Origin of the sequence: Variovorax sp. PBS-H4 (assembly GCF_901827205.1) — a bacterium.
Classification (GTDB): domain Bacteria; phylum Pseudomonadota; class Gammaproteobacteria; order Burkholderiales; family Burkholderiaceae_C; genus Variovorax.
Genome location: NZ_LR594675.1, coordinates 1866611 through 1887086, shown reverse-complemented (window position 1 = coordinate 1887086; position 20476 = coordinate 1866611). Strand labels below are relative to the sequence as shown.

Sequence of the window (20476 nt, the reverse complement as noted above, 5' to 3'; positions counted from 1 at the left end):
GCGGAATATAGGGCGCTGCCCGTCTTGCGTCAAACGAAATTCGAAAAATCGGTACGGGCTGTCCCGTTTTTTGTTGAAACGACTATGATCCGACCCATGAAAGTCGTCAATGGCCTGAAACCCGAACCCGCCGAGCTGAACGGCGACACCCCCACCATGCGCCTGTTCGCGCTGCTGGAGGTGATCGCTGCCAAGGACCAGCGCTACGCCCTGCAGGACCTGGTCGAGGCCACCGGCCTGCCCAAGCCCACGCTGCACCGCATGCTCCAGCAACTGGAAAGCGCGGGCCTGCTGCAGCGCGAAGGCGACAGCCGCCTCTACGGCATCGGCACGCGGCTGCGGCGGCTTGCCGAAAACCTGCTGTTGAACGACAGCCACCATGGCGCGCGCCACACGGTGCTGCGCCAACTGGTGGAGGAGATCGGCGAGAGTTGCAACCTCACCGCCCTTTCCGGCAGCGAGGTGGTCTACCTGGACCGCGTGGAAACCGCGGCGCCGCTGCGCTTCTACCTGCACCCGGGCTCGCGCGTCCCGGTGCACTGCTCGGCCAGCGGCAAGGTCTTCCTCGCGCAGATGAGCCCCGCCCAGCGCCGTCGCCTGCTGGCCCACGCGCCGCTGGAGGCCTACACCCCCCGAACGTTGACCGACCTGGACACGCTGGAGCGCGAGATCCAGCGGGTGCGCAAGGACGGCTGCGCCTTCGACAACGAGGAGTTCCTGCCCGGGCTGCTGTGCATCGCGGCGCTGGTGCCGGGCGAGAGCGGCCCATCCAACCTGTGCATTGCTGTGCAGGCACCGGTCATGCGCATGGACATGGAGAAGGCCAGGAAACTGCTGCCCGCGCTGCAGCGCGCCGCGCTCGCCCTTTCGCGCATCGGCGCGGAAACCGAAGCCGACGCGCGTGCGCAGGCTTGAAGGACCATCGACATGACTGACATCGCCACCCTGAAGCCCGAGCGCCTGCTGAGCGTGCGCGAAGTCTTCGGCATCGACAGCGACCTGATGGCCCCGGCCTTTGCCGAGCGGGACGACCACGTGCCCGAGGTCGATGCGGTCTACCGCTTCAATCCCGACGTGACCTTGGCCATCCTGGCCGGCTTCATGCGCGATCGGCGCGTGATGGTCCAGGGACTGCACGGCACCGGCAAGTCCACCCACATCGAGCAGGTGGCAGCGCGCCTGAACTGGCCTTGCGTGCGGCTCAACCTCGACGGCCACATCAGCCGGCTCGACCTGGTGGGCAAGGACGCGGTCGTGTTGCGCGACGGCCAGCAGGTCACCGAGTTCCAGGAAGGCATCGTGCCCTGGGCCCTGCAGCGCCCGGTGGCGTTGATCTTCGACGAGTACGACGCCGGCCGGCCGGACGTGATGTTCGTGATCCAGCGCATCCTGGAGCAAGGCGGCAAGTTCACGCTGATGGACCAGAACCGGGTGCTGCACCCGCATCCATCGTTCCGCCTGTTCGCGACCGCCAACACGGTGGGCCTGGGCAACCTCAACGGCCTTTACCACGGCGCGCAGCGGCTCAATCATGCGCAGATCGACCGCTGGAACATCGTGGCTTCGCTGGACTACCTCGGCGCCGAGGAGGAGATCGCGATCGTGCAGGCGCGCGTGCCCTCGATGAAGAACGAGGCCGGCCACGCGATGGTGCGCGCCATGGTGGCGGTGGCCGATCTCACGCGCAAGGGCTTCGCGGCGGGCGACCTTTCGACGCTGATGTCGCCGCGCACCGTGATCACGTGGGCCGAGAACGTGGAGATCTTTCGCGATCCGGCGCTGGCTTTCCGGCTGTCCTTCGTCAACAAGTGCGACGAGGCTGAACGGGGGCTGGTGGCGGAGTACTTTCAGCGCTGCTTCGACTTGGAGCTGAAGGAGTCGCACCAGCTGTCGGGCTCGTGATGGGACAGCGGGGGCCCAGCGTGTCGCGAGGTGCGGCGGGGGTTTTGCTCCCTGTCCTTCCGGGGGAGGGATGGGGTGGGGGCATTGGGCGCTTGTTTTGGCTGTGTGGTTGGTTTGAGGCTGGAGCCGGGGCGTCGTCCCGGCAGCCGAGTCACTTTCTTTTGTCTCGCCAAAAGAAAGTAACCAAAGAAAAGGCGACCCCACTGCGCGTGACCCTGCGCTTCGCTACGGGCAACCTGCGGTGCTCGCTTCAGGCGGGGTCCGCGCAAACTCGCTTCGCTCAAACACGCGCGGCCCTTTATCCGCCTGAAGCTGCGCTCCTCGGCACGCGCAGAGGGGAGTGGGACGGGCCATTGCTTCGCTCGGCCGCCAACGGCCTCGCTGCGCGAGACCTGGGACAGGTGCTTGCGTACGTGGACGAGCATGGACATCGTCACGAGCACGAGCACGAGCACGAGCATGTGCGTGCGCGTGTGCGTCTGCGTCTGCGTGTGCGTGTGCGTGTGCGTGTGCGTGAGTGTCAGCGTGAGCAAGGATCCGAAGCTCAAGCAAATCTGCAAACCACAGAAGGACGCGCCTGCGGCGCGTTGAAGTTCAATCCCCTCTGGCCGCGCCGAGGAGCGCAGCTTTTCGCGGAAAAAGGGCCGCGCGTGTTTGAGCCGAAGGCGAGTTTGCGCGGACCCCGCGAAAAGCGAGCACCGCAGGTTGCCCGTAGCGAAGCGGAGGGTCGCGGCCAGTGGGGTCGCCTTTTCTTTGGTTACTTTCTTTTGGCGAGACAAAAGAAAGTGACTCGGCTGCCGGGACGACGCCCCGGCTCCAGCCTCACAACAACTGCAACGTACGAATCGACAGCCAGGGTGTGCCCTCACCCCAGCCCCCTCCCAAAGCGAGAGGGAGCAAGACCATGACCGATACACAAAAGCAGGTACGACACGCACAGCAAGTCGACGAGCTGTGCGCCGCCTTCGTCCGCGCCTTCAGCGGCGAGCCCGACCTGCACTTCCGCGGCCAGCGCCTGCACCGCGGCCGCCAGCCCCTGCCCTGGTACGCACCGCACCTGCATCCCTCACCGGAGAGCGACGACTTCACTTCCTTCCGCGGCACGGCGGACGGCCTCGCGCTGCGGCTGAGCGCGTCGGACGCTGCCCTGCACGAACACCTGCGCCCCCAAGAGCCGGTCGAGCGCATGCTGTTCGAGATGCTGGAGCAGTTCCGCGTGGAGTCGCTTGCGCCGGAGGCGATGCCGGGCATGCGGCGCAACCTGCGGCATCGCCATGAACAGTGGTCCCTGTCCTTTCACCATTCCGGCCTGACCGATACCGCGCGCGGCCTGCTCCTCTATGCGGTCGCGCAGATCTGCCGCGCGCGCGTCAGCGGCCAGCAGGTGGTGGAGGAGACCGAGGACATGCTCGAGGCCACCCGCTTCGCGCTCTCGCCGTTGATCGGCCATGCACTCGCCGGCCTGCGCCGCGATCGCGCCGACCAGGCGGCGTATGCGGTGCATGCCCGCGCCATCGCACACACGGTCGCGGCCATGCTGCATGCTGCCGGCCAAGGCGAAGAAGACGGCGAGCACGGGCAGGATGACCCCGAGGCCGAGCCCGACGACAAACGCAATGTCTTCAGCCTGGTCGCCGACATGGACCGCGAGATCGTCGAAGCCTTCACCACGGCGGACGCCGGCCGAAGCGCGCTGCTGGAGGGCGAAGGCGTCGCCTACCGTGTCTTCACCACCGACTACGACCGCGAGCACGAGGCCGCTTCGCTCGTGCGCCGGGAACTGCTCGTCGAGCTGCGCGAGACGCTGGACCGCCGCATTGCCGCGCAAGGCATCAACATCGCCCGGCTCGCGCGCGAACTGCGCGCCTTGCTGGCCGAGCCCGAGCGCGAGGGCTGGGACGGCGCCCAGGAAGAAGGCCGCATCGACGGCCGTCGCCTGGCGCAGTTGGTCGCCTCGCCCACCGAGCGGCGGCTGTTCCGCACCGAACGCCTGGAACCGGTGGCCGACTGCGTCGTCGGCTTCCTGATCGACTGCTCGGGCTCGATGAAGGCGCACGCCGAATCGGTGGCGATGCTGGTCGACGTGATGGCGCGCGCGCTGGAGCAGGCCGGCGTGGCCAGCGAGATCCTCGGCTTCACCACCGGCGCCTGGAACGGCGGGCGGGCCAAGCGCGACTGGCAGCGCGCCGGCCGGCCGGTGCATCCGGGCCGGCTCAACGAGCGCTGCCACCTGGTCTTCAAGGACGCCGCGACGCCATGGCGCCGCGCGCGCCCGGCGATCGCCGCCCTCCTCAAGCCCGATCTGTTCCGCGAAGGCTGCGACGGCGAGGCGGTGGACTGGGCCTGCGAGCGCCTCGACGCGCGTACCGAACACCGCAAGCTTCTGCTCGTCCTGTCCGACGGTTCGCCAATGGACAGCGCCACCCACCTCGCCAACGACGCCCACTACCTGGACCACCACTTGCAGGACGTGGTGGCGCGGCACGAGCAGGCCGGGCGCATCGGCATCGCAGGAATCGGCGTCGGGCTGGACCTGAGTCCTTACTACAGCCGCAGCCATGTGCTGGACCTCACGGCCGCAGGCGGCGCGGCAATGTTCCTGGAGCTGATCGGCCTGCTGGCCGGGTTCCATCGACGCTGAGCACGCCTGCCTCGGCGCGTGATTTTTCGCACGGAAGAAGGATCCATCCGCTGATAAACCCGGCATACATCTGCTTACCAAAGTAGTAACCTGTGAACAATTCACATGCACAGGGCGCGAGGAGAACAGCGGATGCAGGTTCAGGGGCTGGAGCAAAAGCCGGAGATCGACACGAGCCTTGCGGCGGATGTCGGCGACGCCCGGATGGTCGCGCGTATGCGGCTGGTGCTCTCTGTCTCGGCCCTGCTTGCAGTGTTCGTCGACCCGGCCAGCCTGCGCGGCGTGGGGGGTTCCACCTGGCTGCTCTTCTGCGGCTACATCGTGCACAGCCTGGTGGTGTGCGTCTACGCGGAGCTGGAGGCGCCGCTCTCGCAGAGCCGGCTGATCCACTGGCTGGACATCTGCTGGTACGTCGTGATCGTGCAGTTCACGGACGGTGTCCACAGCGCCTTCTTCCTGTTCTTCTTCTTCGCCATCCTCACCTCCTCCTTCCGTTGGGGCTTCGAGGAGGGCGCGCGGGTGACGCTGGCCTCGGTGGCCCTTTTCGCCGTCTGCGGCATCGACTCCGCCACGGCGCAGGACCTGCCCCGCCTGTTGCTGCGGTCCACCTTCATCCTCGCGCTTGGCTACATGATCATCTACTGGGGCCGCTCCAAGGTGGAGCTCAAGCGGCGGCTGGCGCTGCTGCGCGCCGTCAGCCGGCTGTCGAACCCGCGCTTCGGCGTCGACCACACCGTCACCGGCATCCTCGAAAAGATCCAGCGCTTCTTCCTGGAGAGCAGCAGTTGCCTGCTGGTCGTGCGAGACAAGGAGTCCGGCGCCTGCTCATTGCGCACCATCCGGCAAGGCGATTCGCATCGTTCGCCCCAGGCCGAGCGGATCGCTCCCGAACTGGCTGCGCTGCTGATGGCAGTCGCGCCCCACCGCGCGGCGATCTACCGGCGCGCACCGTGGCTGCGTCTGCCCGGCTCCGCCGGCGCGGTCACCTACGACGCAGAGAAGGGGCGATGGAGCCAGGAAACCCACCCTGCTTTCGACGGGCTGGCTGAAATGCTGGAGGCCAATGCCTTCATCAGCGTACCTGTCGCGCTGCGCAAGAGCGAGGGCCGCCTGTACGTCCTGTCGCGGTGCGGCGTGTTCCACCGGGCCGACGCGCTGTTCCTGGGCCACGTCGTCGCCCAGGCCTTCCCAGTGGTCGAAAACATCGAGCTGCTCGATCGCATGGCCTCGGACGCGGCCTCCCAGGAGCGGCGCAAGATCGCGCTGGACCTGCACGACACCGCTGTCCAACCCTACATCGGGCTCAAGATGGGCCTCAGCGCACTTCGCAACAAGGCCACTGCGGACAACCCCCTCGTCGAGGACCTCGACAAGCTGCAGGACATGGCTGCCCGCGTCATCAGCGACCTGCGCCGCTACGCTGGCGCCGTGCGCAATGGACCCGACCGCTCCGACCTGTCGGTGCCGACGCTGGTGCGGCAACAGGTGACGCAGGTGCGCGACTTCTACGGCATCGACATCGCGGTATGCGTCGAGGGCGACCTCAAGGTGAACGACCGCATGGCCGCGGAGATCCTGCAGATCGTGCGCGAGGGCCTGAACAACATCTGCAAGCACACCCTTGCCCATTGCGGCGCAGTCAAGCTGGCCTGCGCGGACGGGCTGCTCCGGGTGGAGATCGAGAACGAGGCGGATGGCACGCAGTCGATCGAATTCCTGCCGCGCTCGATCTCGGAACGCGCCAGCGCGCTGGGCGGCTTTGCCAGCGTCCGCCGCGGCACAGGCGGAGGCACGTCCGTTCACGTCGAAATACCCACCTAGAGGAGGAAGAAGAATGCAACCAGCGACCAAACCGATCGGCGTCATGGTGGTGGACGACCACCAGACGATGCTGTGGGGCCTGTCCAAGCTGATCGACGGCGAGAAGCCGCGCATGCAGGTCGTCGGCACGGCCAGGAACTGCGAGGAGGCGCTGGAGCAGGTCGGCCAGCTTTCGCCCGACGTGATCCTTCTCGACCTCGACCTGGACGGCAAGAACGCCCTGGACATCCTGCCGGGCCTGCTGTCCAACTCTGCCTCGCGCGCCCTGATCCTGACCGGTGAACGCGAGCAGAAGACGCTGGACACGGCCGTCCTTCAAGGCGCGCGAGGCGTGCTGCGCAAAGACGCATCGGCCGAGCAGGTGCTGCGGGCGATCGAGCGGGTTCACCGCGGCGAGCTCTGCATGGACGCCGAGACGATAAGCCGCGTCTTCTCGGAATTCATGGCCACGCGGCAGAGCCCCCACGCCGACCCCGAGGCCGAGAGGCAAGCCACCCTCACTGCCAAGGAGCACAAGATCATCGGCGCCATCGTCCAGGGCGGCGGCGCCTCCAACAAGGCGCTGGCGAAACAGCTCTTCGTCACCGAGCACACGCTGCGCAACCACCTGACGTCGATCTACCAGAAGCTCGATGTGGCGAATCGGCTGGAGCTGTATGTGTATGCGGTGAAGCACGGGCTGGGCAAGCCGCTGTCCTGAGGCCTCGACGCAGGCGCCTGCCCGGCAACTGCCCTACTTCGCAGCACCGGGCGCCAGACAGCTTCAGTTCGTACCCGTCATCAGCGGCATCATGGTCCGGATCACCTGAATCACCGCCGGCCCGATGATCACCGCAAGGATCGACGGGAAAATGAACAGCACGAGCGGGAAGAGCATCTTGGTCGGGATCTTCGCCGCCAGTTCTTCGGCGCGTACCTGGCGCTTGTGCCGCAAGTCGTCGGAAAACACCCGCAGCGAGTCGCCAATGCTGGTGCCGAACCGGTCTGCCTGCGTCAGCATCGTTGCAAACGTCGCGATCTCTTCGACACCCGTGCGCCGTGCGAGATTGCGCAGCGACTTGTCCCTTTCGCTTCCCGCTCGCATCTCCAGGTTTGTCCAGTGCAGTTCCTCGGCCAGCGCTTCACTCTTGATGCGAATTTCTTCGTTCACTTTCGTGAGCGCTGCATCGAGTCCCAATCCGGCCTCGACACAGACCAGCATCAGGTCTGCCGCATCGGGAAAGTTCTCGAAGATCTCACGCTTGCGACTCCTCGAGCGCAAGCGCAGGTAGGCGTTGGGCAGATAGCAGGCAACCAGGGCTGTCATCAGGGGCCAGAAAACCAAGCTCATGCCCTCGGCCTGCCGCGTCGAGCGAGCGATGCCGAACGCCGCCGCGGCAAAAAACACCGGCAACAGACTCTTCAAGCCAAAATAGACGAGGCTCGCGTCCTTGTGCCGTATACCGGCATTGAGGAACTTGAGTCGCAACGGGCTCGCTTCTTCTCCGCCGGTCGGCGAGGAAAGCTGCGCGAACGGCCCGACGAGCTTCACGACGGTCTCGGTCCACGAAGTGTCGGGTGCCGGCGCCAGCGCCTGCAGCCGCCGCTCGGCCTCCGAGGGCATCCACCATAAGTACAAGCCTGCAAGGCCGAGCGTGACGGCGAGGAAGACCAGCGCGGACATGATCATCATGAGACGCTCCTAGACTCGAATGCGAACAATGTGCCGGAGGATGAGCGCGCCGATCGCCATCATCACAAGCATGTACTTGACGATCGTGATGCCGATCGGGTCGGTCCAGAGACTGGACATGAACTTGGGATTGAGCAGGTTCAACCCCCCGGCAAGTGCGAACGGCAGCAGCCCGATGATCCAGCCGGAGAGTCGTCCATCGGCCGAAAGCACGCGCACCTTGGCATGCAGTTTCAGACGCTCTCGAATAAGGCGGCTCAGGTTGCCGAGCACTTCGGTCAGGTTGCCGCCGGAATCGCGCTGGATCAGCACGGCAACCACGAAGTAGCGAAGATCGGTGATGGGAATGCGTTCGCTCAGATTGGTCAATGCCTGCGTCAGCGAGACACCGAAATTAACCTCGTCGTGCACGATGCGAAACTCCGCCGCGATCGGGTCGGCCATTTCCTCCCCGATCATCTGCAGGCCCGACGAAAAGGCATGCCCGGAGCGCAGCGCCCGTGTCAGCAGATCCAGTGCGTCGGGCAACTGCAATTCGAGGCGCTGCAAGCGGCGTGAGCGGCACCGGACCACGTACGCAAGAGGAACGAGGGCGAATGCCACGCCAGCAACCAGCCCGAACACCTCGGGCTGATGTGCCACCCGCACGACTACAGCAAACGCGACCACGGCCAGCGCGGCACTGCCGAGCAGCAGCTTCGAGACCGTCCATGCAAGGCCCGACTGCAGGAGCAGCCGGTCCAGCTCGCGCGCACGGGGCACCCGCTGCAGCCAGCGCTGCAGCATTGGCACCTCGCTGAGCATGCGCTCCTTGAGGATCTTCGTCTGCTGCGTGGCGTCGCGCGATCCGGACAGGGCCTGCAGGCGCCTTTCGAGCTGCCGCGCCCCCGGTCCCTTGTACGACTTCCACATGAGGTAGAGGCCTTCGAGCAGCAGCAGCACTGCGACGAAGACCAACACCGCGATCATGATGAACGAGTTGCCTGCGATGGACGGTGGCATGGGTTGGCCTCACTGGTACTGCTTGGTCGGATCGAACAACGCATCGGGCAGTGCCACACCGAAGGCGCGCAGCCGCTCGGTGAACTTCGGCCGCACGCCGGTTGCATGGAAGTAGCCTTCCACCTGGCCGTCAGTGCCGACCCCGGTCTGGCGGTACGCGAAGATCTCCTGCATGCTGATGATTTCGCCTTCCATCCCGGTGATCTCCTGGATGCTCGTGATCTTGCGCTTGCCGTCCGTCATCCGCAGCGCCTGGATGACCACGGTGATGGCCGAGGCGATCTGCTGGCGAGCGGCCTTGTGCGGCAGGTTGAGGTTTGCCATGCCGATCATGTTCTCGAGCCGAGAGAGCGCATCGCGCGGGGTGTTCGCATGGATGGTGGTCAGCGAGCCTTCGTGGCCGGTGTTCATGGCCTGCAGCATGTCGACCGCCTCGGCGCCGCGCACCTCGCCGATGACGATGCGATCAGGCCGCATCCGCAGCGCGTTGCGCACGAGCGCGCGCTGCGTGATCTCGCCACGACCTTCGATGTTGGCCGGCCGGGTCTCCATGCGCACCACATGCGGCTGCTGCATCTGCAGCTCGGCCGCATCCTCGATGGTCACGACGCGTTCAGAGTCCGGGATGTAGCCGGACAGGATGTTGAGCAGCGTCGTCTTGCCGGCGCCGGTGCCGCCCGAGATGATCATGTTGATTTTGGCCTTGCTCAAGCCTTCCAGCATCGAGGCCATCGCGGGCGTGAGGCTCTTGAGGTCCTGCACCAGGTTGCTCATCTTGAGCGGCTTGTGGGCAAAACGGCGGATCGACATCATCGGCCCATCGAGCGCCACCGGCGGGATCACCGCGTTCACGCGCGAGCCGTCGGGCAGTCGGGCATCCACCATGGGGCTCGACTCATCGATGCGGCGCCCTACGAAAGACACGATCTTGTCGATGATCCGCAGCAGGTGCTTCTCGTCCGTGAAGCTGATGGGGGTCAACTCCAGGCGGCCGAGGCGTTCGACGTAGATCTGGTCGAACCTGTTCACGAGGATATCGGACACCGTCGGGTCAACCATCAGCAGTTCGATCGGTCCGAACCCGAGCATCTCATGCTGGATATCGCGGATCAGCGTGCGCCGCTCTGCTTCATTCACCGCGGCCTGCTCTTCCTGCAGCAGGCGAGCGACCATCGTGGCGATTTCGTGGCGCAGTGCATCGGGCGCAAGCGTATCGAGCGAGGCCAGGTCGAACTTCTCGAGCAGCTTCAAATGCAGCCTGCCCTTGAGCACCTTGTAGGCCTCCGAGGTGCCGGCGAGGCCCGGATCGGGGGCGAGGTGCAATGCGGAACTCGCAGCCGTCTCGGCTGTGATCACGTTGAGCTTTTCGCGCAAGGACATGGTGTGCTTTCGAGGTCAGGTCAGGCCCGGCCGAAAAGCCGGTGGAAGAAGCTGGGACTCTCCTCGTCCCGAGGCGCCAGCGCCGAAGCCATCTCGGCCAAAGTCTTCACGACCGGGCTCGTGCGGGATAAACGCGCGAGCGGAGCACCGCGGTTGATCGCGGCCGTGACTTCCTTGGGCGAGTCGGCAACGGTGCGTTGCGCGATCGCGCCGAGGGAGCGGCGCACCTCCTTCAAGCCAATCTCGCTGTTCTTGTCGAAGCGGTTGATGACCAGCTCGATCTTGTCCTGCGCATAGCCGAGCGACTTGAAGACCCCGAGCAGCTTGGCCGCGTTGCGCAGGTCCGGCAGGGAGGACTGAAGCACCGGGTAGATGCGGTGTGCGCGGTCGAGCGCCCGAATCGACAACGTGTCGAGCGTGCGCGGCATGTCGAGGAGCACGAAGTCGTGTTGCGTAACGGCCAGGTTCAGGATCGCATCGATGTGCTCAGGCTTCACTTCCATGGCGTTCGACGGATCTTCGGGCGCCGCGAGCAGCCGGAACTCGGGCGTGATTGCGACGGCGCTCGCCGCCAGGAACGAGGCGTCGAGGCGGCCGATGTCGCGCGCGACGTCCGCGAGCGTCGAATTCGGCTTCTCGTCACTCACGAAGCCCAGTGCATCGCCGAACTGCAGGTTCAAGTCGATGAGCAGCACCGAGCTGTGCTCACTCAGCTGGAACGCCAGATTGGTTGCGAGAAAGGTCGCACCGCTGCCGCCCTTGCATGGCATGAAAGCGAGCACCTTGCCGGCCGACTGACCTTGCGCGCCCGCGAGCTTGGCTGCGACCCGATCGACCGCGGCTTCGAGGGCACCCGCAGTCACTGGGGACGGCAGCACCTCGCGCACACCCGCTCGCATCGAATTGAGCAGGAACTCTGGCGTATGACTCGCGCAAAGCAGCACCACAGCGGTACGCGGGTGGTGCGTCGTGACGTGCTCGACCATCGTCAGTTCGCCAGGATCGCAGCACATGCCATCGACCAGCAGCAGGTCGGGCTGATCCTGCTCGACGACGGTGCGCATGCGGCTCTTGCCGCCGTCGAACAGCAACACCGTGTGCGCGCGGGGCCGGAGCCAACGGTCCATCTCTTCCAGATGGGTCCTGTTGGGCGAGATGATGGCGATCTTCATGGTGGTCTTCGTGGTTCGGTTCAAGAGCAGACCGCTGGGCTCCCGGGATCCTGGCCCATGATTTCGCGCGGCAGATAGGTAGAGAAGCCCGGCATCGGGATAGGTGCCACCGCCGCCGCAGCTCCTGCGACCGGCGACACCCATTGATAGTCGAGATTCACGATGCGGACGTTCACCGCGCTGCAGCTGGCGGCGGTGCAAGCGGCGCTGATGTTGCCGGCGGCGTCGTACCAGTCGACCACGACGTTGGCGGCTGTCAACTGAGGAAGGAAGGTCCGCATCCTCGAAAGCACCACGCCAGCGCCGCGGTCGCAGACCACCGCGACTCGCGCGCCCCAGCGGGTGGCTTCATTGGCTGCGTTCCAGGTCCAGAGCATGCGCGAGAAATCAATGATGCCGAGCACGAAGGTGAGATAGATCAAGAGGACCAGCGCAAACTCCACGATCGTGGCGCCTTCCTGCTTCTTGCGTGTCGTCATAGCGGTGCCCGCATCGTGGCCGTGATGTCGGCAAAGTTGATCTCGCCGAAGGTCAAGCCGAACACGCTGCCGACCAGTGGCACGAACTTGTAGCAAGGCGGCGCCGAAGTGCCGCAGCCCGCGATGCGAACGGTCACGGTGTTGATCACCGGACTGGCACCGGCCAGCTGCCACACGGGATCCTTTACCTGGCCGACGGCGAGCCCGAAGGCGAGCGGGCTTCCGGTGTTCGCGAGGCTGCCGTAGACCACGAGGTTCTTGGACTGCGCGATGCCGCTGCCCGGGTTTTGAACCGAAAGGTAGCGAACGGCGTCGCGCGCACCCTTGACCATGATGTTGTACTGGTACAGCGCGCGGCCGAACTCGGTCACGATGAAGGTCAGGACCAGCAGCAGCGGCAGCACGAGCGCGAACTCGATCAGCGCCACGCCTTTTTGTGCGTTTTTCATTTCTTGTGCACTCCTACTCCACGAGGACTGGCACCAGCGGACCGCTCGCACCACCTGCCAGTCCGCCGCTGGTGCACGGACTGCCGGGATTGCCGGCATTGCCGACGTACTCGAGGTAGACAGTGGTCTGGACACTGTCGATGGGGTGCAGCATCAGCACGCAGGCCCAGCCATCGATCGGCCCTGACGACGCCTCCATGACGGGCGCCATAACCAGGCGGCGGCTCCCGCCGAAGGCCGCCAGCGCCCTCGGCCCGGCCGAGTAGGTTCCCATGTCGCCGTCCTTGTAGCCGCCCTTGATGTTCAGGCCCGTGATGGTGTCACCGGCATTCACCGTGTCGACGGTGTCGCCGTACGAGCGATGGGTGGCGCGCTTGGCGAGAAAATTCGATGCCGCACCGAACTGGCTCGGCCAGTTCTTGGCCGTGTAGGAATAGCCCGTCAGGTCCGGCGCCGCATCCGTGATCTTGGGGCTGCCGGCGCCACTCTTGTACAGGCCGAAGCGGGAGTTCCATTCGAGCGCTGCGGAGAATTTCGCGCCTGTGGTGCTGAGACCCGCGTCCGTCCTGATGCAAGAGCCGTTACCCAGAAGTTGATCCTTGATCGTCTGCGCACTGGAACTGACCTCCGGATTCAGATTGACCCAGCCGAAGTGCCCTGGCTCGACGGTCGTGCTGCTGCTCTTCTCGTCGTAGAGCGTGGAGATCCACTCGCCCGGCGTGAGTCCGAAGTTGGTCTTGTCGCTGGCGTCCCTCGGCCTGAGCCGAACCGGAATGGCGCAGGCGCTCTGGGCCGAGCTTCGCGTAGCGACTCCGACGGCGTAGGCACCCCGGGTAGCGCCGTAGGATGTGTCTCCATTGAATGCAGTCAACGCCCCCAGCAACCAGGGCGCGACACCGGCCCGAGTATGGATGCATTTGGCGTACTTGGCATTGGCGATGGGTGCAAAGGTCTTGCTGTACGTTCCGCTCAGTGAATCGCTGAACGTCACTTCCGCGTCTGCCACCGCAGCGGCCTCGCCTTGAAAGTTGATCCTGTTGAGATTGCCTGCGACCAGGCCTGCACTTGTGGCGCGCGTCAGTGCGTCCGTCGCGCCATCGAGTTCCTGTACCGCAGCCAGTGCGCAACTGTCCATCGATGTCTGCAACTCGGTCTTCAGGATGAAAAGACGGCCGAAGTCCAGAGCCAGCCCCATGAAGCCGAGCAGGAAGAGAAGCAGGAGTGCCGTGGTGATGATCACCGCGCCGCCTTGGCGGGATCTCATCGAACTGCGCGTGGACGTCATGGCCGTGTCTCTTGATGCAAAGCGAAGGCGATGTCGATTGCTATGGTCTGGTCGACATCGCCTCCTGTTGCTTCAGGGAGCGGGGCAAGTTCCGGTCGTGAGGCAGGTGCCGACCCGCGTCATCCATTGGGCGAAGCTGCCGCCGTTTGCAAGGAGGCCGGTTTGAACCAGCAGGATGAGGCCGAGCGAAACGACTGCGACGATCAGCGCGTACTCGATGATTTGCGCGCCGTCTTCTTCAACCGCCAGATTGCGGAAAAAATTGCTGATGGAGTTCATGTGTTCACCTATGAAAATTACAGTTAAGAAAGGGTAGCTAGTTGGTGTTTTCGAATTCTTTTCCTCGATATTCAGACTCCTTTCGGCAAAGAGGTTCGTTGAGAGATAAGTCGGACTCGACGAATTCGGTACCTACCGGCCGCTCCCGATGGCACCGCCAATGTTGATGACGTTCACTGCGGGCGGTGGCTCCTTGAAGCTGTCCTGGTAGCGGATGACCGTCTGACGGCTCGCCCGCCCGTCCATGCCGATCGCCGTGTCGGTGTTCTTCTTCCCGGCCTCCGGATCGATGGTCATCTTTCGCTTCGCATCACGCACCGCGTCACCGAAGCGTGCGTCGTAGTTCGGAGTCGTGGTCTGGCACCCGGCGGTCAGCACGACAAAGAGAATGGCGAGGGCCTGCGTCTTCATGATCTGCACTCCTTATTGCTGTGACAGGGGCGGCGGCGCGTCGGCCGGCGGTGTGGCACTCTCGAGTGCGCCGTTGAAATAGACCTCGGTCCGGCTCGGCACCACGTGGTTGTCCGTCGGCAGCCGCGGCGATTTGGCAAGCGGCTTCACGAGCCGCGGCGTGATCACGAACAGCAGCTCCGTCTGGTCGTTCTGGAACTCGGTGCTGCGAGCCAGCGCGCCTACCACCGGTACCTCGCCGAGGCCCGGAAAGCGCTTGATCGTTTCAGTGACGTTGTTCTTGATCAGGCCGGCAATGACGAAGCTTTGACCATCGTTGAGCTGCACGGTGGTGTCGGCCCGCCGCACCGTGAGCGACGGCAGTACCGAGGTCACGCCAGAGACCGTCGTGAAAGGCGAGCCGGTCTGCGACAGATCGGATACCTCGGACACCATCTTCAGATTGACGCGCCCGCCATTCAGCACCGTTGGCGTGAACTTCACCCCGATGCCGAACTCCTTTTCTTCCAGCGTGATGGTGGGAAAACCGCCGCTCTGGGTCTGGGAAACAGGGATGAAGATCTTGCCGCCGGACAGGAAGCTGGCCTGTTGCCCGCTGATCGCCATGATGTTGGGCTCTGCCAGGACACGCACCAGCCCGTCATCTTTCTGGCCGTCGATCGAGATTGCTGTCTTTCCGACGCGGATCGCTTCTGCGAATGCGCCACCGCCGCTCAGGAAGTTGGAGATCAGCGTGTAGCTGTTGGTGGCGCCGTTCGTGAGTCTGCGCGCAGCGATGCTCGAGCCCAGCTTGTCCAGCAAGGTCTTGCTGACTTCCGCGATCTTGACTTCGAGCATCACCTGCTGCGGCGAGGTGATGCGCAGCAGGTTCACCACCTTCTTGCCGTCGCCGTAGGAGGTGGCCAGGCTCATCACGTCGTCAAGCTTCAGCGCATCGCTGATCTCGCCGGTCAGCACGATCGCACGTTCGGCGCCACGTACCTGGATCCGGTTTTCCTCGGGCATCAGTTCGGCCAGCTTCGCCTGCAGCGCGCCTGAATCGATGGTGACGATGATGTCCTTGATGAAGCAGGTGCCCTGCGCGTTCTGCAGGATCACGTTCATCGATCCCGCGACCTTGCCCCTGAAGAACAGGTCGGTGGGGCTGAGCAGCATGACTTCCATGTCGGCCACGCCGTCGTTGGCATTCGGCTGGGACGCCGCGGCCGGGCGCGCAGCGGCGGGTGCCAGTGCCTGGCCCGGCGCTGCCGCCGTGGCGGCGCTCGGTGCAGGCGCCCTGGTCGGCGGCTGGCCGCTCACGATGACGCGGGCGACCCGCACATCGAGAGGTATGACGGTCGATTTACCAAGGGTCACGTAGGTTGGGCGGTCGTCGTGGACCACGGACGAGCAACGCTTGGTGCCCCCGGCACTTGCAGGATTGGCAGCAGCCGCACTGGCAACTGCGGGAGCGGCGGGCGGTTCGCCCGCTGCGAACGATGGGCCAGTCAGCGCCAGCGCCCCGAGCAGCACCAGTGACCTGTGGTTGTTGTGCACTTCATTTCTCCTCTGTGTTCTTCGATCAGAAGCAGTTGAGGGCTCGACCGGAGCTCTGAACCACCTCTACGCATTCCATGGCGGGGACCATCGAGGGCTTGCTGGCGAATGCCCTGGGCTTGGCGGCGACAGGTGCCGGGCCGACGGCCGTTACCGATACGGGCAGGATTTCCCTTTCGCCGAAGAGCTGGCTCTTGGTGATGCCGGCGGTGGCAACCTTTGCCTTGTCGATCTGGTTGCGCAGCACCAGGGACAAGGTGCCAACGCTGCGGGCGAGATCGAGCTTTTCGGAGTCCTCGAGCGAGAGCTCGAGCGTCACGGCGCTGACGACCTTGGGCTTGGTGTCATCGCGGCCGGCTTCTTGCGCGACAGCCAGGACAAGAACATGCTCCAGCACAGTCTTGCTGATCTGCTTTCCTTCTTCGCCCTTGGCCTTGTCCTGCTGGGCGTTCACCATGACATCGACGTAGTTGCCAGGCAATGCGAAGCCGGCGACGCCGACGACGTCATTGACGCGCACCGTCATGGCGCGCTTGCCGGCTGCAATCACGGCCGACAGACCGCCGAGCGTGCCCTTGGGCGCGAGCTTGCCTTCGAGCACTGCTTCGCCGCGCAGTACTCCAACCCTTGCCACGCGGTCCTGCAGCTCCTTCATGTCCGAGAAAGTACCGGGCGGGAGAGAGCCGCTCGGCCAGTCGATGACGCCGAGCATCTGCGCGTTGATGCGGCTGCCGAGTTCGATGTCGACGTTGGCGACCACGACCTTGTTGGATGCAATGCTGCCCTGGCTGGCAATCCATCCGGCCGCGTAGACCGCGGCGGCGATGCCAAGCAGCAAAGCCAGGACCATCAGACCGATTGCCTTGATATTTCTCATGGATGCCTCGCTAAAAAGATGTTTCGGAGCGTTCGCCTATGCGAAGCCCAGCTGCCGGCTCAGCACGTAGCCGATCGTTCCGACACAGATGCACACGCCATAGGGGAGCCTTCCGACGGAACGGGACGCATGCGCCCTGGCGTCGGGGCGCACGCCCGCCACGCTCAGGCTCAACAGGCTGCAAAGCACGTCCCGGGTGTTGCGCAGCATCAGGCCCACGCGTCCCTTGGCGAGCGCGAAGCCCAGCGCCCCGGCACCGCCGGCGACAAAGGCGAAGAGCACCGCCTGCAAGGTCTCGTCTGCGCCCAGGAAGGCCCCGACCATCGCCATCAGCTTCACGTCGCCCGCGCCCATTGCATGCATCACATACAGTGGCAGCAGCAACACGAATCCGAGAAGCAACCCCCCGGAGGCCATCAGGAGCGCAGAGCCCGGGGACACGGCGATGACCGTCTTGTAGATCAGCGCGAAGGCGGCGCCGCCGAAGGTCAGCCAGTTGGGAATGCGGTAGGTGCGGTAGTCGGTGATCCCCGCGATGACCAGCAGCGCGATGAGGATGGCGGTGCGCGGGTCGAAGACCAGCATCGCGAGGAGCTCGAGCAGCGCGTTGAATTCCTGCATTTGGCGACTTCTCTTTCGTCCGATCGACGGCGTATCAGGAGGCCCGACGACCGGGTCTCATGTGTTCTTGTTCCAGGCCAGGACCAGCAACATGCAGAAGACGAGCACCAGCGAGCCGATCAACGCGCACTCCATGAAGGAAGCGCCAGCCTCGCTGGCCAGCAGCTCGAGCCCCATGGACGCCAGTGATTCGCCGATCCGCATGCATCTCTCCAAGCCATTCCTCGGCAGCTCATCCGCCGGTCTCACCAGCTGACTCTTGCCTTGGGAACAACTTTAGATATGCAAACAAAGGTTTACATGAGCGTGTCGTCCTGACTTGCGCAGGACAGATCGCCCGCGCTGGCAGGGCTGCCAGGCATGACAAAACGCCTGCCCTGGCACTCAGTCCCGAGCGGGCCAGGGCTGCGCTCAACCGCGCATGAAGGGCGGCCGCCGGGCGGGTTCGAAGGAAAGCGGGGGAAGGTGAGTGCCGATCCCGTGGGCAACGGGCGCAGGCTTGTCAGGCGCAGTCGCGCCGCGGCAAATTCAGCGAATGCTGATGCCGAATGTTCGCGACGGAGGCGATCCGGCGTGGAGATCCTCGGGGTCCTCCAGCGCGGCCAGAAGCGTGGTGGACTCCCGCACCCGCTCGCTCATGCGCTCGTTCAAGGGCTTCCAGCCACGGTACATCGGCACCACGACCAGCCAGCCGATCCCGATCACGCCAGCCAGTGCGCCGATGTATTGCCAGTGCGTCAGTTCCATTGCGCGAGCCCTCCAATTCGTTCTTCGGCCCGGATGTCGCCGGACGAACGCGCGAGTGTGCCGCCTTCAGCGCGTCCCGATGGAGCCTTTGGTCGTAAGCCGGGGCCTTTTGGCTTACAAAGCCGCAAATTTCGAGAAACTTTGCACAGTGGTTAACCCTTGCGTCACCCGCTGGCAAGGGCGAGCCCGGTTGACAGGTTTCGTGCCGGCGCCTAGAGTTGTTCCAAATGTGCGAACGATGTTTCGTTATTTAGAACAAACATCCGACCCAGGAACTCGATTGGACTCCACGCTCGCCAAGGGCCTCGCGGCCCTCGAATGGATGGTGCGCCAGCAGCGCGACTGCCGCGTGACCGACCTGGCCCAGGCCTTCGGCATGGCGCGCAGCAATGCGCACCGCACGCTGCAGACGCTGGTGGAATGCGGGTGGGCCGCGCAGGACCCGGCGACCAGCGCCTACCGCCCGAGCCTGCGCCTCTTCGAGCTCGGCTCGCTGGTGGCGGAGGTGTCGGACATCGGCGGGCTGCTGCGCCCGCACCTCGCGGCGCTGGCGCAGGCCACGGGCGAGACCATCCACCTCGCGGCGCTGGACGGCGCCGAGATCGTCTACCTCGACAAGTTCGACAGCCCGCTGCCGGTGGCAGCCTACTCGCGCGTCGGCGGGCGGGCCGCGGCGTATTGCGTGGCTTCGGGCAAGGCGCTGCTGGCCGCAGCGCAGCTCGACACCGCCGCGCTGCGCGCTCGCCTCGGCCGTCTGGCGGCGCATACGCCCAACAGCATCACAGACTTCGACGCGCTCCATGCCGAGCTCGAACGCACCCGCCTCCGCGGCTACGCCGAGAACCGCGAGGAATGGCGGCTCGGCGTGTGCGGGCTGGGCGCGCCGGTCTTCAATGCGCGCGGCGAAGCGATCGCGGCAATGGGCATGAGCGTGCCCTCGATCCGCTTCGCGCGCACCCAGGCACGCGGGCTTGCCGAGCAGGTCATGGCCTGCGCGCGCGATGCCAGCACCACGCTGGGCTACCGGGTGGGCCCGGGGCCGATGACGACGACTACCCCCAAGAAAAGGAGACTGGAATGAATCGCTTCGCCCCCTGGCTGCGCACCGCGGTCCTCACGGCGGCCGCGCTCGCGGCGCCCTTCGCCACGCAGGCCCAAGGCAGCAACGGCGGAACCGGCGCCGACTACCCGAACAAGCCCATCAAGTTCATCGTCCCCTACCCGCCCGGCGGCGGCACCGACGTGATCGCGCGCATCGTGCAGGAGCGCTTCCAGGCCCAGCTCGGCCAACCGGTGCTCATCGACAACCGCGGCGGAGCCGCAGGCTCGATCGGCACCGACATCGCGGCCAAGTCGCCGCCCGACGGCTACACGGTGCTGTTCACGCTCTCCTCGCACACCATCAATCCCGCGATCTACACCAAGCTGCCTTTCGACACGCTGAAGGACTTCGAGCCGGTCGCGATGGTGGCCTCGCTGCCGCAGATCCTGGTGGCGAACACCAGTTTTCCGGCCAACAACGTGGCCGAGCTGGTGAAGGTGGCCAAGGCCAAGCCGGGGTCGCTCTCTTTCGCGACGGTGGGCAACGGCTCGCCGGGCCACCTGGCGGGTGAGTTGTTCAAGCTGCGCACCGGCACCGAGATGACGCACGTGCCCTACCGCGGCGGCGGCCCGGCCGTGACCGACGTGATGGGCGGCCAGGTTCCGCTGCTCTGGGTGTCCATCCCCGCGGCGGCGCAGTTCGTGAAGGCTGGCAAGCTCAAGGCGCTCGCCGTCTCCACCACCAAGCGCAGCGCCGCCTTCCCCGATGTGCCGACCATGCAGGAAGCGGGCATCGCCGACTTCGACGTCGACTCGTGGTACGCCATGTTCGTGCCTTCGAAGACGCCGAAGGCCGCAATCGACAAGCTCAACCGCGTGGTCAACACGGTGGTGCGCGAGCCCGACATCCGGGACAAGCTGCTGGCGCAGGGCAGCGAGGGCGTGGGCGGCACGCCGGAGCAGCTCGGCAAGGTGGTGTCGACCGAGATGGTTCGCTGGAGCAAGCTCGCCAAGGAAGCCAACATCAAGGTGGATTGAATAAGCCCCTCAGGTTGGCTCACTTCGTGTAGCCGCCCACCCCCTACCGGGGGCAACACCAGCGGCCCGGCGAAGCCGGTTCCGCGGTGTTCCCCGAATCTGAAAGCAAACCAGCCCACTTAC

22 protein-coding genes are annotated in these 20476 nt (G+C 65.2%); 8 read left to right on the top strand and 14 right to left on the bottom strand.

The features are described 5' to 3' along the window. Positions 1-84 precede the first annotated feature (84 nt). The 6 genes from E5CHR_RS09030 (at position 85) to E5CHR_RS09005 (ending at position 7064) form a co-directional block, all read left to right on the top strand. Positions 85-915, top strand: coding sequence for an IclR family transcriptional regulator (locus E5CHR_RS09030; RefSeq protein WP_162579371.1), 831 nt, complete (start codon positions 85-87; stop codon positions 913-915). A gap of 12 nt (positions 916-927) precedes the next feature. Next, positions 928-1902, top strand: coding sequence for an AAA family ATPase (locus E5CHR_RS09025; protein ID WP_162579370.1), 975 nt, complete (start codon positions 928-930; stop codon positions 1900-1902). Between the two features lie 423 nt (positions 1903-2325). Further along, complete coding sequence (locus E5CHR_RS09020) at positions 2326-2493, top strand: hypothetical protein (RefSeq protein ID WP_162579369.1); 168 nt, start codon at positions 2326-2328, stop codon at positions 2491-2493. 313 nt (positions 2494-2806) lie between these two features. Continuing rightward, on the top strand, positions 2807-4543 hold the full coding sequence (locus E5CHR_RS09015) for a cobaltochelatase CobT-related protein (RefSeq protein WP_162579368.1): 1737 nt from the start codon (positions 2807-2809) through the stop codon (positions 4541-4543). Between the two features lie 132 nt (positions 4544-4675). Beyond that, complete coding sequence (locus tag E5CHR_RS09010; protein ID WP_162579367.1) at positions 4676-6364, top strand: sensor histidine kinase; 1689 nt, start codon at positions 4676-4678, stop codon at positions 6362-6364. A gap of 13 nt (positions 6365-6377) precedes the next feature. Beyond that, positions 6378-7064, top strand: a complete 687-nt coding sequence (locus tag E5CHR_RS09005; RefSeq protein WP_162579366.1) for a response regulator — start codon at positions 6378-6380, stop codon at positions 7062-7064. Positions 7065-7127: 63 nt separating this feature from the next. Here E5CHR_RS09005 and E5CHR_RS09000 read toward each other — a convergent pair whose 3' ends face one another. The 14 genes from E5CHR_RS09000 to E5CHR_RS08935 form a co-directional block, all read right to left on the bottom strand. Then, the gene (locus E5CHR_RS09000) at positions 7128-8036 is read right to left on the bottom strand and encodes a type II secretion system F family protein (protein ID WP_162579365.1); all 909 of its coding nucleotides are present in this window, start codon (positions 8034-8036) and stop codon (positions 7128-7130) included. 9 nt (positions 8037-8045) lie between these two features. After that, entirely contained in the window at positions 8046-9038 is a 993-nt protein-coding gene (locus tag E5CHR_RS08995) for a type II secretion system F family protein (protein WP_162579364.1), read from the bottom strand. A 9-nt stretch (positions 9039-9047) separates the two neighbouring features. After that, positions 9048-10418 (bottom strand): CpaF family protein, encoded by a 1371-nt coding sequence (locus tag E5CHR_RS08990; protein ID WP_162579363.1) that lies wholly within the window; start codon positions 10416-10418, stop codon positions 9048-9050. 20 nt (positions 10419-10438) lie between these two features. Further along, positions 10439-11590 carry an AAA family ATPase gene (locus E5CHR_RS08985; RefSeq protein WP_162579362.1) on the bottom strand — a complete coding sequence of 384 codons (1152 nt, stop codon included), beginning with the start codon at positions 11588-11590 and terminating at the stop codon, positions 10439-10441. 20 nt (positions 11591-11610) lie between these two features. Next, positions 11611-12069, bottom strand: a complete 459-nt coding sequence (locus E5CHR_RS08980) for a TadE family protein (RefSeq protein WP_162579361.1) — start codon at positions 12067-12069, stop codon at positions 11611-11613. Further along, complete coding sequence (locus E5CHR_RS08975; RefSeq protein WP_162579360.1) at positions 12066-12518, bottom strand: TadE/TadG family type IV pilus assembly protein; 453 nt, start codon at positions 12516-12518, stop codon at positions 12066-12068. Before E5CHR_RS08975 ends, E5CHR_RS08980 begins: the two co-directional genes overlap by 4 nt. Positions 12519-12531: 13 nt before the next feature. Next, positions 12532-13782: a pilus assembly protein TadG-related protein gene (locus tag E5CHR_RS08970; RefSeq protein WP_162579359.1), complete on the bottom strand. Its 1251-nt coding sequence runs from the start codon at positions 13780-13782 to the stop codon at positions 12532-12534. 93 nt (positions 13783-13875) lie between these two features. Continuing rightward, positions 13876-14082 (bottom strand): Flp family type IVb pilin, encoded by a 207-nt coding sequence (locus E5CHR_RS08965; RefSeq protein WP_162579358.1) that lies wholly within the window; start codon positions 14080-14082, stop codon positions 13876-13878. A 132-nt stretch (positions 14083-14214) separates the two neighbouring features. Next, positions 14215-14493: a DNA/RNA nuclease SfsA gene (locus E5CHR_RS08960; RefSeq protein WP_162579357.1), complete on the bottom strand. Its 279-nt coding sequence runs from the start codon at positions 14491-14493 to the stop codon at positions 14215-14217. 12 nt (positions 14494-14505) lie between these two features. Continuing rightward, a complete protein-coding gene (locus E5CHR_RS08955; RefSeq protein WP_232062008.1) occupies positions 14506-16029 on the bottom strand; it encodes a type II and III secretion system protein family protein in 1524 nt (507 codons plus the stop codon). Positions 16030-16054: 25 nt separating this feature from the next. After that, positions 16055-16906, bottom strand: coding sequence for a Flp pilus assembly protein CpaB (cpaB, locus tag E5CHR_RS08950; RefSeq protein WP_162579356.1), 852 nt, complete (start codon positions 16904-16906; stop codon positions 16055-16057). A 36-nt stretch (positions 16907-16942) separates the two neighbouring features. Further along, on the bottom strand, positions 16943-17527 hold the full coding sequence (locus E5CHR_RS08945) for an A24 family peptidase (protein ID WP_162579355.1): 585 nt from the start codon (positions 17525-17527) through the stop codon (positions 16943-16945). A 57-nt stretch (positions 17528-17584) separates the two neighbouring features. Then, positions 17585-17731 carry a hypothetical protein gene (locus E5CHR_RS08940; protein ID WP_174255707.1) on the bottom strand — a complete coding sequence of 49 codons (147 nt, stop codon included), beginning with the start codon at positions 17729-17731 and terminating at the stop codon, positions 17585-17587. A 324-nt stretch (positions 17732-18055) separates the two neighbouring features. Next, complete coding sequence (locus tag E5CHR_RS08935) at positions 18056-18274, bottom strand: hypothetical protein (RefSeq protein ID WP_162579354.1); 219 nt, start codon at positions 18272-18274, stop codon at positions 18056-18058. Positions 18275-18554: 280 nt separating this feature from the next. Here E5CHR_RS08935 and E5CHR_RS08930 point away from each other — a divergent pair, with 280 nt between their 5' ends. After that, a complete protein-coding gene (locus E5CHR_RS08930; RefSeq protein WP_162579353.1) occupies positions 18555-19355 on the top strand; it encodes an IclR family transcriptional regulator in 801 nt (266 codons plus the stop codon). Next, positions 19352-20353 (top strand): tripartite tricarboxylate transporter substrate binding protein, encoded by a 1002-nt coding sequence (locus E5CHR_RS08925; protein WP_162579352.1) that lies wholly within the window; start codon positions 19352-19354, stop codon positions 20351-20353. Before E5CHR_RS08930 ends, E5CHR_RS08925 begins: the two co-directional genes overlap by 4 nt. The last annotated feature ends 123 nt before the right edge of the window (positions 20354-20476 follow it).